General features: G+C 39.4%; 12 protein-coding genes. 2 read left to right on the top strand and 10 right to left on the bottom strand.

Annotation, left to right across the window (positions count from 1 at the left end):
- Positions 1-474 precede the first annotated feature (474 nt).
- The gene (locus F3D68_RS09665) at positions 475-1521 is read left to right on the top strand and encodes a YcaO-like family protein (RefSeq protein WP_151194234.1); all 1047 of its coding nucleotides are present in this window, start codon (positions 475-477) and stop codon (positions 1519-1521) included.
- Entirely contained in the window at positions 1514-2614 is a 1101-nt protein-coding gene (locus F3D68_RS09660) for a TfuA-like protein (protein WP_151194233.1), read from the top strand. The genes F3D68_RS09665 and F3D68_RS09660 overlap by 8 nt, the downstream gene beginning before the upstream one ends.
- 16 nt (positions 2615-2630) lie before the next feature.
- Here F3D68_RS09660 and F3D68_RS09655 read toward each other — a convergent pair whose 3' ends face one another.
- The 10 genes from F3D68_RS09655 to F3D68_RS09610 form a co-directional block, all read right to left on the bottom strand.
- On the bottom strand, positions 2631-3938 hold the full coding sequence (locus F3D68_RS09655) for a Glu/Leu/Phe/Val dehydrogenase dimerization domain-containing protein (protein WP_151194232.1): 1308 nt from the start codon (positions 3936-3938) through the stop codon (positions 2631-2633).
- Between the two features lie 238 nt (positions 3939-4176).
- Entirely contained in the window at positions 4177-4512 is a 336-nt protein-coding gene (locus tag F3D68_RS09650; RefSeq protein WP_151194231.1) for a 4a-hydroxytetrahydrobiopterin dehydratase, read from the bottom strand.
- Between the two features lie 85 nt (positions 4513-4597).
- Positions 4598-5422 carry a phenylalanine 4-monooxygenase gene (phhA, locus tag F3D68_RS09645; protein ID WP_151194230.1) on the bottom strand — a complete coding sequence of 275 codons (825 nt, stop codon included), beginning with the start codon at positions 5420-5422 and terminating at the stop codon, positions 4598-4600.
- A complete protein-coding gene (fahA, locus tag F3D68_RS09640) occupies positions 5394-6743 on the bottom strand; it encodes a fumarylacetoacetase (protein ID WP_151194229.1) in 1350 nt (449 codons plus the stop codon). The genes phhA and fahA overlap by 29 nt, the downstream gene beginning before the upstream one ends.
- Positions 6743-8035 (bottom strand): homogentisate 1,2-dioxygenase, encoded by a 1293-nt coding sequence (gene hmgA, locus F3D68_RS09635; protein WP_151194228.1) that lies wholly within the window; start codon positions 8033-8035, stop codon positions 6743-6745. The genes fahA and hmgA overlap by 1 nt, the downstream gene beginning before the upstream one ends.
- Positions 8028-8672 carry a maleylacetoacetate isomerase gene (maiA, locus tag F3D68_RS09630; protein ID WP_151194227.1) on the bottom strand — a complete coding sequence of 215 codons (645 nt, stop codon included), beginning with the start codon at positions 8670-8672 and terminating at the stop codon, positions 8028-8030. Before maiA ends, hmgA begins: the two co-directional genes overlap by 8 nt.
- 140 nt (positions 8673-8812) lie before the next feature.
- Positions 8813-9895: a 4-hydroxyphenylpyruvate dioxygenase gene (hppD, locus tag F3D68_RS09625; RefSeq protein ID WP_224728285.1), complete on the bottom strand. Its 1083-nt coding sequence runs from the start codon at positions 9893-9895 to the stop codon at positions 8813-8815.
- Positions 9896-10251: 356 nt separating this feature from the next.
- Positions 10252-12006, bottom strand: coding sequence for a DEAD/DEAH box helicase (locus F3D68_RS09620; RefSeq protein WP_151194226.1), 1755 nt, complete (start codon positions 12004-12006; stop codon positions 10252-10254).
- Positions 12007-12194: 188 nt separating this feature from the next.
- The gene (locus F3D68_RS09615) at positions 12195-13100 is read right to left on the bottom strand and encodes a hypothetical protein (protein WP_151194225.1); all 906 of its coding nucleotides are present in this window, start codon (positions 13098-13100) and stop codon (positions 12195-12197) included.
- A 9-nt stretch (positions 13101-13109) separates the two neighbouring features.
- Positions 13110-13976, bottom strand: coding sequence for a LysR family transcriptional regulator (locus F3D68_RS09610; RefSeq protein WP_151194224.1), 867 nt, complete (start codon positions 13974-13976; stop codon positions 13110-13112).
- Between the last annotated feature and the right edge of the window lie 309 nt (positions 13977-14285).

The raw sequence follows: 14285 nt of genomic DNA, 5'->3' as shown, positions 1-14285 counted from the left end.
CGTGGGGGCAATAACACTGGGGGCAGTGTTCGCGAATGACTATCAACATAGGAATGCTGATAGTCGTTTGTATTTTTATTTTGCGGTGCAATATAATACAGACTGCAAAACGATCAACAATCAATGCAAAAAAGATTAGATTACGATCATATTCACTTTTTTTACTGGTATTTAAGGTCTTTCTGCAACTTTTTGCTTGTTTAGACATTAATGATCGTTATACTCGAGTCATGAGTTCAGCGAATGAGATTGATCCCCAATCAATCTGCCGCGAAACTGCCCCTCCCCCAGTTAGCAAGCAACGGAATACACGGCAAGGATCAGCGTTGAACTCCAACCATTTTTTCATATTTTCAACATTTACCAAACCCTTATAAAACAACTAACTTCAAGCTTTTGCCAGTTTAGTTATAAAGGTTGTTTATAACTCATGTATAATGATCACTTCTTAATATAGTGAAAGACACGCATAATATGTCGACTTTAGATAGCGCACTACGCATTAAAACACCTAGCGAGACCCTTGCAGTCATTAAAGCTTATTTACCGCAAGCAAAGATTACCCGTCTGGCTAATTTAACTGATCTTGATGATAGCAAAATCCCTGTATACACCTCCATTCGCCCATTAGGTAAATCGTTATCAACCAGTCAAGGCAAGTCATTTTCACATGACGCTGCAAAAGTCAGCGCTTATATGGAAGCACTAGAGCTATACTTTGCTGAAGAAGTTAAGGCTGAGTTATATGACAAGCGATTTGAGCAAAACAATCACTTTATTTCACCCAATCAACTCTCTAGCAATATTGTTTACCAAGACGATAAAGAGCATAACTGGTGCCAAAGTAAAAGCTTTCTAAGCAATCAAAACTATTATGTTCCCTTTCAATTCATATCGATTGACTCGGGGCACCCCGATGTTGTGATTCAAGCCACGGACACCACAGGCATTGCATCAGGTAATAGTTATGATGAGGCTCTAGTGCACAGCTTACTGGAGTGCATTGAACGCAAAAGCACTGCTTTAAAGAATCAACAATTCAAACTTGATATTGAGCATATCTTTTATGACAAAATCGCCCTACTTCATCATGTTGAATTAAAGTATTATCCGAACCCTTATGGCATCCCCGTCATTGGTTGCTTAATCCAAAGCAAAGATAAAACAGCCAATCAAATGGTTTTCTCAGGCTATGGCGCACATCTTAACAAAGAGATAGCTCTTAATCGTGCACTGACTGAAGCCATCCAATCCAAAGTTACCACCATTGCCGGGTCTCGTGATGATTTATTTAAACATGCTTACGAAAAATCAAACCTTAAGCTTAACTCGGACGCTTATGAAATCAGCTTTAATGAAATCTCTGAGCATAACACCAACAGCATAACTGAGGCACTAGCGCTACTTAAGGACGCTCTTCACAAAGCCCAACAAGATGCGCTTATTCATGTTTACCACAGCGAGAAACTCACCTTTTTAAAATCCATTTTGGTCAAACAGGAGGTGCTTGATAATGCTTGATCTAACCAAACTTCAGATCGATATTTTTGCTGAGACAAGCATCACGCATGCTGAGATTAAAACGAACCTGCCACATGCACGCCTACACACTTCGGCAAAAACAGGCGATATATTGCGCGTCATTCCAGAGAGTAACATGATTATTCTTATTGATGGCAATTTTGATTTCACCAACTCAGTTTGGCATAAAGAAATCCTTTGTGCACTTGAGAAAGGGATTACCGTTATTGGTGCCTCATCAATGGGTGCTTTGCGTGCTGCTGAGCTTGATGTGTTTGGCATGATTGGCTTTGGCTTTGCCTATGAATGTTATAAAAACAATATCACCGATGATGATAGTGAGGTCGCAATAAACTACTATCGATTGGGTGATAACATGATACAAACGATTCCCAGCATTAATATTCGCGCAACCTGTGATGCTCTTATCAAAAATGAATTATGCACACAGCAAGCTGCTCATGAGCTTTTTAATAGTACACATAATATCTTTTATAAACGTCGCACTTGGCAGGCTTTACAAAGCACGTTAACCGCTGATGCCTTTAACCTGCTTAAAACGCATTATGTTAATGCAAAATATAACGATGCCTATCAGTGTATTACGCAATTAGCTGACATTATCAATAAGGCAAAAATACAAGAGATTACATCGTTTACAACGCCATCAACTATTCCACTTAACAAACTAAAACAAGACACCTTTTGCAGTGGTGAATTTGCCGCTCTTTTATTTGTTTTGCAAGAAATGCAGGAAATGCAGGATAAAGATTATCTTAAACATTCTGATTTAAAGGTTTCTCATGAAGCGCAAGAACTTCACAAGCTTACGCATTGGTCAATCAATATCTGTGAGTTTGCACTACGTCAATTAAAGCATACAGGCATCGCATTAACCGATCTTGGCTTTATGCGTTCACTTAATATCATTCGTTTAAACCTTGGACTGAATGATGGTGAGGTCTTTAAACAGTGGTGTATTGATAAAAAACTCGATATGAACCTTGTTGAAACCACCTTTAGAAACCTGTTACTCATCAAGCGTCTTGCCAATGCTTATGCTTGCGAGCATCAGCTTAATTATGGGTTTTAGGAAGTGGATTAGACGACTAAAGGATTGCAATGCCTGGTGTGTGGTTGTCTTGGTTTTTCTTAGCCGACTGCTTTAGGAAATTAGCTGTTTTATCTGGTAAATCAATATTCGTTAACGCAAGATCATAAAGGCTCGCGGTGAGTAAGCGTCCACCAGTCATCGTAAACGCTTTGTCTATCGCATTATGCATAATGGCTTTTATATCTTCAAAAATATAATCAACTGATATTTTATCTTCAGGCGTTGACATCATCGTATAAAAGGTTCGCGCCATACCCATATTGGCAAGGAAATCAGGCACCACTGCAAGTTTACCATCCAAGTATTGCGAGCAAAGCCCATAACAATATTCACTTTCAACAAACGGATGGTTTGCACCACATGCAATAAGCTCAAGTCCTGATTTTTGCATTTGATCAATGAAATTTTTATCAATAATATTAGATCCAGCTGCAGGGATTAATACATCAATATTCGCGGATACTAGTTGTTGGTTAAACTGTTGATGCGTCAGATTATCGGTTAATACATTAAGCACTCTGCGGCTTTTAACAACTTGATTAATTTCCTGCTCGCTTAACCCTTTATCACGAATCACCCCTGCATCTCGATCAGTCATAGCAATAATTAGAGCGCCTGCCTGATGCAAATAAAAAGCAGCAGCTGCACCTACATTGCCCGCACCTTGAATATAAATACGTTTATTCTGAATACTTTCATTGCGCGCATGATAATAAGCAATAGCCGTTTGCGCCACACCAAAACCTGTGACCATTTCAGCAAGTTTAATATCTGCCTGCCCCACTTTAACACTGGCATTTAGCAAATGCATATTGTGATAAGCTTCTTGCGTTCTAAAGTGATCCCCTTGACAAAAGGCATGAATAATTCCTTGCTGCGAGTTATCAATCCCCAAACCACGCAGCAAATGGTTAATCTTATGAATATCAGTATTTAAATCACTACCGGTGCCATAATACTCCGTCAATAGTGGGCGAATGGCTTCATACCAGCGCTCAAGAATCGCATATTTCTCAGGGTGATCTGGGTCGATACGAATACCTGTTTTAGCCCCGCCAATTGCCGGTCCTGATAGCGCAAATTTAATCTCCATGATTTTAGCTAATGTCGTCACCTCTTCTAAAGTAATGTGCTCATGCACGCGTGTGCCACCACCTGCGGCATTGCCACGCAACGAGTTAATCACTAAAAACCCACGTGCCGTAGATCGCTTGTCTTTCCACTGAAAAGTAATCTCTGGTTCCTGTTGTGAGAAATGCTGTAAACGATCAACCACACTATTTTGAAAATCCGTTAAATTCATTTTTATTCCCTTTATTCCTTTTGCTTTTTAAACTTTACTAAAATTTCCTTTTCTAACCGTAGGAGGCGTATTGCATACGCCCTTGTATCTATACACCCTCAGACATGTAGTAATAATGCAAAGATAAGTTAAACTTCAACTACCCCTCACCCGCGCAGCTTAAGCTGCACGAGCAATCCCACAAGGGGAGAGGTGCCAGGCATTGCAACTTATTCTTGATTCATTACATATTCAGCAATTAAACTAGCAGAGCATCAACTTTAGCGGCACAAATAAAATCATTTTCCGTCAAGCCATCAACGGCATGTGTTGTAAAATGCACCACACAACGATTGAAACTGACCTCTAGATCTGGGTGATGCCCTTCACTATTGGCAACCCATGCCACGGCATTGACAAATGCCATGGTTTTATAAAAGCCTTTAAATTCAAATATGCGTGTTATTTTCTTGCCACATACACTTAACTGCCATAATGGCAACTTCTGTAAGTAGCTTTGTGCTTCAACTTTTGTAAATGGTGTAAAGTCACCATACTCACAAACTTGGCATTTCTTATCTAGTAAATTTTCCATAACATTTCCTTAACCTTTCAAAAATCGTAGGGGCGTATTGCATACGCCCTCACATCAACTACCTAGCGCCTTTTACTCACTGGAGTTATTCAATCAACTCAAGTCCTTCATTTTCCAAAGGCTTTTCCTTTTTGGGAAACAGCGCTCTAAATTCAGGCAAGCTCTGCGATTTTTTAATTAAATCAATAAAATCGTCCTTTAGTACGTTATAAATACTCTCATAAGAGTGGACGATATAATAAACCGGTTGATAAATATCAATGCGATATGGCGTTCTTAATATATTTAAAGCATCAAATCGCTCATAACGCACCTTAGGGTCTTCCAACGCATAAACCGTCTCACCCATTGATGATAAAATCCCACCGCCATAACAACGCAATCCCTCTGGGGTATTAATCAAACCAAACTCAACAGTAAACCAATAAAAGCGCGCCAACAATCTTTGAACATCCGGTGTTTGCCCAACACCTAGTTCTCCATAACGCTGCATAAAGTCAGCATAAACCGGATGAGCCAACATTGGACAATGACCAAATAGCTCATGAAATATATCAGGCTCTTGTAAATATTTAAGCTCCTCTGGCATGCGAATAAAGGTTGCACACGGAAATTTACGCTCAGATAATAATTTAAAAAAGCGATCAAAGCCAATCAATGCAGGTACTGGCTCCACAGCCCACCCCGTGACCTTCTGCAGTTTTTCATTAACATCAGGGATCTGTGGAATACGATTAACTGGAAAATTAAGAAATTCCAAGCCCTTTAAATACTCATCACAAGCTCGCCCTTGAATAATCTTAAGTTGCGCTTCCATGAGTGTTTGCCACGTGTTGTTCTCTATCTCATCATAGACAACAAACCCACGATAATCTGGCTTTTTAGAAACATACTTGCTGTTTGTTTTCATGCTCATTCTCCCTTTGAGCGTTGTTGTTTGTAAGTGTAGCTGAAAATGGCACAATTTCGCCAGTCAGCTCGCCAAAACCGACTTTATACCCTTGTCCTTGGCAAAATCCTGCTATACGTGCAACGTCACCATCTTGTAAAAACACGCGCTTATCGCCATTTTTCAAGACAACTGGGTGCTTACCACCTTCGGTAATTTCTAAGAAACAGCCCAAGCTATCTTTTGTTTTGCCACTTATGGTTCCTGATGCCAAGATGTCTCCCGTCATCATCGGGCAACCATTGACACTGTGATGTGCTAGCTGCTGCATCATATCCCAATACATGTATTTATAATTGGTGGTTGAGATGACTTCATAATTTGGCTCTTTAGCGGGTTTAATCGATAATTGCAGCTCAACATCCACTGCCCAATGTTCTTTACGTTTAAGATAATTTAAGACTTCAGTCTCCTGTTTTGGTGATGGTACACGAAATGGCTCTAGCGCATCCAAGGTCACAACCCAAGCTGAAATAGAGGTAGCAAAATTTTTCGATAAAAAAGGTCCTAATGGCTGATATTCCCATTTTTGAATATCACGCGCACTCCAGTCATTGACCAATACCATACCGATTACATGTTCAGGCGCTCGATCAATAGTAACCGGTTGGCCATGTTGCGAAGGCATGCCAATAATCGCACCCATTTCCACCTCAACATCTAAGGCTTTAGATGGACTAAAGATCGGTGCTTCATCAGGATTTGGTTTAATTTGACCTTTTGGGCGCACGACTTCTGTGCCACTAACAACAACGCTTCCTGCTCGTCCATCATAGGCAACCGGTAAGTGTAACCAGTTGGGCAGTAATGGATTATCTTTATCACGAAACATCTTACCGACATTCTCAGCGTGCTCGCGTGAGGAATAAAAATCCGTAAAGCCTTTAACCTCAATCGGCAAATAAAGTGTGCAATCACTTTGCTTTATTAACACTTTATCTTTTAATGACTTGTTATCACGTAAGGTTGCTGTCTCGCTATTGAGTAAATCACTGATGATCTGTCTTAATTCACGCACCTTTTCGCGCCCATGTTGAAACAGATCATTTAAAGCGCTCATTTGTGCTAAGTCCACAGTAAACTCATGTAACAAGCCCTCGTTATAAGCTGCCTTTACATCTAAAATATATTGTCCAATTGCAACACCAATACGCTTTTTACTTTTATCTTCGCCCGTTTTGCTAAAAATGCCAAAAGGCAAATTTTGAATGGGAAAATGACAGTCTTTATCAACTGCAATAAATGATTTTAAGTTAGGGTTATTTGCTTTGATTGTTAACATTATTCAGTGACCTCTTTTGTAAAATTTGCTTTTAATGATGACCAGCAATTCAGATAATTCGGCTGACGCAGCTCACTCATTAATGCAAATTCGGTTAATTGCCATGGCAGGCGTGATTCAAACATAAATGCCATGGTGTTTTGATAACGTACAGGATTAAGTGTCATCTCTGATGCATGAGTAAATGTATCATAATCAGGACCATGCGCTGACATCGGATTATGTACACTGATACCTCCTGGCTGAAACCCTTCACCTTTAGAATCATAAACACCCGTTAATAATCCCATGCATTCGCTCATGATATTGCGATGATAATAAGGTGGTCTAAAGGTATCCTCGCCAACCACCCAGCGCGGTGGAAAAATGACAAAATCAACATTTGCCGTGCCGGTATTTAATGATGGCGCGGTAAGTACTGTAAAGATACTTGGATCGGCATGATCTTTAAGCACGGTATTCACAGGGCAAAATAAATCAAGGTCGTATTTATACGGATATAAATTGCCATGCCATGCAACGACATCTAAAGGGGAGTAGTTAATCTGACCTTGCCACAATCGCCCTTGATATTGGCAATATAATAAGGCGCTTTGTGTCTTATCCTCAAATGAGGCAACAGGGGTTAAGAAATGACGCTCTTCTGCTAAACCATTCGCACCTATAGGTCCTCGCTCTGGTAAATAAAACGTACTTGAATTAGATTCACAAATATAACCACGTGCGTGCTCATCAAGTAGTTCAACAGCATAACGTACACCGCGTGGAATAACGACCACCTCATGTGGTCTTGCCTCAATCACGCCATATTCTGTTTTGAAGCGCAAGCGCCCTTGTTGCAATACATACAGCCAATCACCATCCGCACTGTAAAAATAACGATTCTTCATCGATTGATTAATCGCATACAGGTGCACTGCTGCTGCCTCATTATACATCATGGTCACAAGCCCTTGTATGAGATCTGTTTTCTCATGTGGCGTAGCTAAAGCACTCCAACGCATCTGCTCAGGAGGCGTCAACACATCATCTTGATGGTAGTGATTACGCAATAAACTCTCTTTAATCAATGAAAATTTTGGGCTATGCAACACCGATGGGCGAATACGATATTGCCATGCTTTAAAATTTTGCGCGCGTGGCGCAGTAAACGCACTGTTATTGACTTGCTCAGCGTATAAGCCAAAGGGCGCTACTTGTGGTGAGTTACGATCTTTAGGTAATGCACCTTTAAGCGCTTCACTTGCAAAATAACTATGAAACCCTAGCTGATAATCCACCATTTTATTCATGCTCCTTTAGCATGACTTGCTCGGGTGAGGCATTGAAAAATGCTGGATGCTTCATGGCATGCTCATAGATTCTCTGAACCACAGGAAAAGCACTAATATCAACATTAAAACGCTTGGCATTAAACACTTGTGGAATAAGGCAGATATCTGCCAAGGTAATCTCATTACCAAAACAATACATGCCCGCCGTTTGCTGTAGAGTTTGCTCCAAGGCTGAAAAGCCTAATTGCACCCAATGTGCGTACCATTTATTAATATGTGCCTCATTTGCGGCAAACTCAGATTTCAAAAAATTAAGTGTGCCTGAGTTGTTCAGTGGATGAATATCACAAGCTATCGTCAAAGCAAAAGCTTTAACCTTAGCCTTTAATACAGGATCAATTGGGTAGATTGAATGCTTAGGATACTTATCTTCTAAATAATCAATCATCGCCAAAGATTGCGTGATAATGACATTACCATCTTGTAGCGCGGGCACGCGTGATTGCGGATTAATCGCTTTATAGGCGCTTGAGAATTGCTCGCCACCATGATTAATTAAGTGAATCTCTTTTGATTCATAACTTATTTTTTTAAGTTGCAAAGCAATGCGCACGCGAAAGCTTGCGGATGAACGAAAATAATCATATAAAATCATCTCATTTCCTTAAGTTTGGTTATTATGCAAATATTCTCCGGCATTTCTTGGATTCTCGGATCAAGTCCGAGAATGACAACAAATCGTCATATTCTGGCTTGCCCCGAATATCCATTAGTACTAAAAAAGTATTCGGCTACTTATTTATGCTCTTGCGTACTTAACACACCACGCTCGATTTGATCAAGCTCAATGGAGTCAAACAGGGCTTGGAAGTTACCCTCACCAAACCCATCATCCCCTTTACGTTGAATGATTTCAAAAAATACCGGACCAATCACAGTATTGGTGAAAATCTGCAATAAATAACCACCATCTTTAGTTGGTGCGCCATCGATTAAAATACGATTTTTGTGCATGCGCTCAACGGACTCGGGATGATACGGCAGGCGTTCATGCGTCTTGATGTAATAGCTATCAGGCGTATGCATAAACTCAACACCTGAATCTTTGAGCTTTTCGACCGTTGCAAAGATATCCTGACTTTCCAAAGCAATATGCTGAATCCCTTCACCATTAAATTCACGTAAAAACTCTTCGATTTGCGAATGATCATCGGCAGATTCATTGATTGGAATTTTAATTTTCAAGCACGGACTCGTCATCGCGCGACTCAGCAATCCCGTGAGTTTACCCTCGATATCAAAGTAACGAATTTGGCGAAAGTTAAATAGATCAATATAGTAATTTGCCCATTTATCCATATTGCCGCGAAAGACATTATGTGTCAGATGATCGATATATAATAAGCCACACTCATTGTCTTGCATCTGAGCTTTCGCATCAGGAATCATCTCAAACAACCCACTGTCAATAATTGACGAATAATCCGTCAAATAAAGCTTTGTGTCAGCAATACCATGGATGACCTCGATACTTTGACCATGCCAATCATCCGTATTGTGTTTTTTCAATTTGGCACCTTTTTTAATGCAGTGAGCTAAGGCATGCTCAACATTTTCAACCACAAAGCCCATACCACATGCGCCCGATTGATGCGTTTCTTTAAACGCTTTAGCAAAACCTTGTGATTCATTGTTCAACAAAAAGAAAATATCATTTTGTTGCCATAGTTCAATGGTTTTAGTTTTATGCTGTCCAACCAAAGTGAAACCCAAAAGGCTAAATAAATCACGCATTTTTTGCGGCGTTGTGCTGACAAATTCCAAGAAACTAAATCCACGTGTTCCCGCTGGATTTGTCGTTATATCCATTTTACTCATTCCAATCTCCTTGCTGCTGCAACACCCATCATCAAATAATTGAAGGTGGGCATAGACATAATGAAAAATCAATACAAAACGGAATACTCCAGATAGTAACTCACTGAATTATGTTAAGTATATACAGGAAGCACCCCGTTTAAGTGGCGTTAACATAGCATAGCTTGGCTGGGTTTGCATCCAGATCACAACGGAAAAGGTGAAAAAATATTGAAATTATTTTAAAGAGGAAATTATTCTACAAACTAGAAGAAGAGTTACTTTGCGTACTCTGGCTTCAACTAACGCTCAGCCAACGCTTCCGTGGGGGCGTATGGCATACGCCCACGTATTGCATATGCCCTATGTCTTAACAATTATCTTTTATCTTCTTTGATTTCAAGCTTCTTACCAGCTACCCACACTTTCTTTAAATGCTCGATAACATTCTTCGGGGTATCGCTTGGTAAATCAACGGTACTGAATTGATCAAATAATTTGATATGTCCAATATTACGGCTATTAATACCCGCTTCGTTGGCGATAGCACCAACGATATTGCGCGGCTCAACACCATCACTACGACCCACTTCGATGCGATAAGTAGTCATATCCATATCTGGTGAGCGACGCGATCCTCTATCACGATCACCACGTCCGCCACGCTCATCACGACGTTGTGAAAATCTGCTATCACGATCATTTCTACGACCATCACGATCACCACGTCCGCCACGCTCTGAGCGATCAAAACGATCAGATCTTTCTGACCTTCTTGACTCTTGAACCTGAATTTCTTTAACAAAAAGCTTTTTGTCGCCTTGCGCTAAAAAGGCAAGTGCTGCCACCATATCATCGGCTTCAGCACCATATTCAGTCGCAAATTCTTGCATTAACTCTTTAAACTTACTTAAGTCCTTATGACGGATAATCTCAGCTGTTTCATGCTTAAAGCGCGTAACACGCTTTTCAGTAATTTCTTTAGCACTTGGTAACTGCATCTCTTCCAAAGTATGACGAATAACACGCTCAAGCATACGTAGTTGACGCAAATCTCTGGTGTAAATCAATGAAATTGCATCACCCTCACGTCCAGCACGCCCCGTGCGACCAATACGGTGTACATATGCTTCATTATCTTGTGGTAAATCATAGTTAATCACGTGACTAATACGCTCGACATCCAAACCACGTGCCACAACATCTGTTGCCACAAGAATATTAATTTTAGAGGCTTTCAACTGGTCAATTATATATTCACGTTGGTTTTGTTGCATATCACCATTAATCGCTGCAGCCAAGTGACCACGCGCTTTTAAGCCATCAGCTACTTCGATGGTTGATGTTTTGGTTTTAACAAACACCATTACACCATCGGTATCTTCAACTTCTAATACGCGATCAAGCGCATCTAATTTAGATAAACCTTTGACCACTAAAAAGCGTTGATGAATTGTCTTAGCGGTTGCTGCTTTTGTTTTGATCTGTACTTTACATGGTTCACGTAGATATTCATTAACAATATCCAACACATCACGCGGCATGGTTGCTGAGAACAGCAAACGCTGACATGCTTCCGGCGTGTGTGACAATACCCATTTAACATCATCAATAAAGCCCATACGTAACATTTCATCCGCTTCATCTAATACTAATGCTTTTAATGCATCTAGCTTTAATGTGCCCTTACGCATGTGATCCATTACACGACCTGCGGTACCAACGACAACCTGCACACCACGACGTAATGCCTGAATTTGACGACCATATTCTTGACCACCATAAATAGAAGCAACTTCAAGCTTGGCAATATTTTTAGAAAAAGATTCAAATGCTTCAGCCACTTGGATCGCAAGCTCACGTGTTGGGGTTAACACCAATACTTGTGGCATACGTTCTTTGCCAGATAAATCCATGTTATTTAGAAGTGGCAATGCAAATGCTGCGGTTTTACCGGTTCCAGTTTGCGCTTGTCCTAATACATCACGACCTTGCAATACAAAAGGAATCGTATTTGCTTGGATCGGTGTGGGTGTTTGGTAACCCATTGCTTCAATAGCTGACAATATCTTGTCGTTTAAGCCCAAATTATGAAAGCTTAATTCTTGAGATTCATTATTCTCGGTACTCATAGTGATTTAAAACCCAAAAGTTATGATACCCATCACTGCCCCTTCTGCGTTTTAAACGACTACAAACGATACGCGACGAGTATGTTGTTGATAAATTCAAGGCGACATTGTACCTGAATAAACAAAAAGGTACAGAACTATTTAAAGTTAATTTGGTTAAAATAAATCCAAGCATTTCTTTTAACTAGTTAACTAAATATGTCTTTAAAAATTTTAAGAGCATTAGAAAAAATTTGATCTGAAGTTGTTTTCCTAGCGTAAAGGAAAAAAGGCTGAGCATCTATGTCTTCCAATTTAAAAAAACGTAACTTATCCGACTGAAGATAATCCTCTAAAACGCCACCTGGAATATCATGCATTGGTATAATGCCCCAACCTTCTAGCGTGAACAATCCACGAAGGAAAATATGAAAGTTATTACAGGTTAAAACAGTGTTAAAACTTAGGTTATTACTCAATGAAAATCGTTTTACCATCTGCTTCGCACCATCATAATCAAATGCAATAAACGGTGCTTTTTTAGCTAAATTTTGCAAGCTAGCTCCCGCCCATCGAGGGTGGTACAAACAAACAAAATGATAAAAACCTAAAAGCCCCTCTTTAAACTGATTTCTAACCTGGTAAGATGAATAAGGGGAAATTACATAGTCAAGAGAGTTATTTTCTAATTCCTGCAACAGCTTGTCCAATGATGCAAACTTTAAGTCCATGCTGACATACTGCTGGTTTTTTATCACATCCATGGCATCAATGAGCTTAGTTAAAACACTTTCAATACTCCCAACCCTAAAGTGCAATTCCGTATTTTTTTTGCGCCTTAGCATGGTAAATGTCTGAGCAAACATCTGACATAATCGCAACGTATCTAAGCCTAAATTTGTTAGTGAAAACTTCCCTTGAGATACAAATAAATCTCCTCCTTGGAATTTTGCAAGCTTCTTAAGATGGTATTGCACGGTAGACCATTCGATATCCAGACGTCTTAAGATTTCATTTTTATCACCCTGACATGCACAGAATTCCATATAAATATTCATCGAGTCAATTTGAGGTAACTGCTCTAAAATCTGCAATTTTTTTTCTATGCTATTCATATTATTACCTTATAAACCATAACAATCATGCACTAACTGATAGATATTATTATAGACATTTTGTTCAAGGTCTGACTGGCAAACCATATAATAATCAACTGCCACCAAATCTAGCTTCTTGATATGCGTATATTGAGCTATTTTTTGTTTAAAATGCTTAAGCCCATCAGGAATAGCAAAAACTGTCCAAGCATTACTTTGCTCACATAGCATAAGCGCTTGATACTTATCTGCTACAGTCGCTATACATTCGAGAGACTCTTTAAATAATGTGGCTATTTCTCTTTGAAAAGGTTTCCTACAATAATACTTGATGTATGGATAGTTTTCTGCAATATCCTCGAGTGCTAACGTATCAATATCAATACATTTTGAAGCAACAAGATAGTAATCTGCCTTGCATATTTTCACCTGTTTAAACCTTTGAGCTGTCCTAATATAAGGCGTGACCACAAAGTCAAATTTACTGCCCTCGAGTCCATCAAAAATATCCTTATCAGCAAACATTGGGTGAAACTCAATATTTAGCTTATCTTTTCTGTTATTATTGCACACTACAAAATCCACCAATGAGTCATGTAATACGCAAGCAGTCAAAACTTTAGGCTCAGCTTTAGTAAAATGTTTTGTTAAGCTATCCAGTTTTATAAAACGATTGACTTGCTCAAACAAAATCTTGCCATCTTCAGTTAGTGCAACCCCTGAATTGTAACGTTGCAGCAATTCAACACTTAATTCTCTTTCAAGCTCTGAAATATGATAACTTATAGAAGATTGCGACATCCCAAGATGCTTTGCGGTTAATGTCATACTCTTATAGTAGACCAATGCATAAAAGCTTCTTAGCCATTTTATTGAAACTGCTGACTTTAACATGATTATTTCTAAATACTCATTCTATTATCCTTATCACAGAGTCACTTTAGACCAAGTTCCCGCAAAAATAAACAGTCACGCTCTGTACACGATGATTTTTGTCGAGTAGACATCTCTGTTTCTCCTGTAACTACCCAGCAGGTTAGATTTTGATAAACAGTAATTTTTGGAAATTTTTCCAGATTTGATATTTTCATTTGCAAATAAATATGGCGTAATTTGATCGATGGATATGAAACTAGAAAAAATGATTCAAGAGCTATTGGCTAGAATCGACACGCTTGAGCGTGAAAATGCTCGATTAAAAGA

Origin of the sequence: Cysteiniphilum sp. JM-1, assembly GCF_008711525.1 — a bacterium.
In the GTDB taxonomy this organism is placed as follows: Bacteria; Pseudomonadota; Gammaproteobacteria; order Francisellales; family Francisellaceae; genus Caedibacter.
This window is presented reverse-complemented; position numbering and strand designations above follow the sequence as displayed.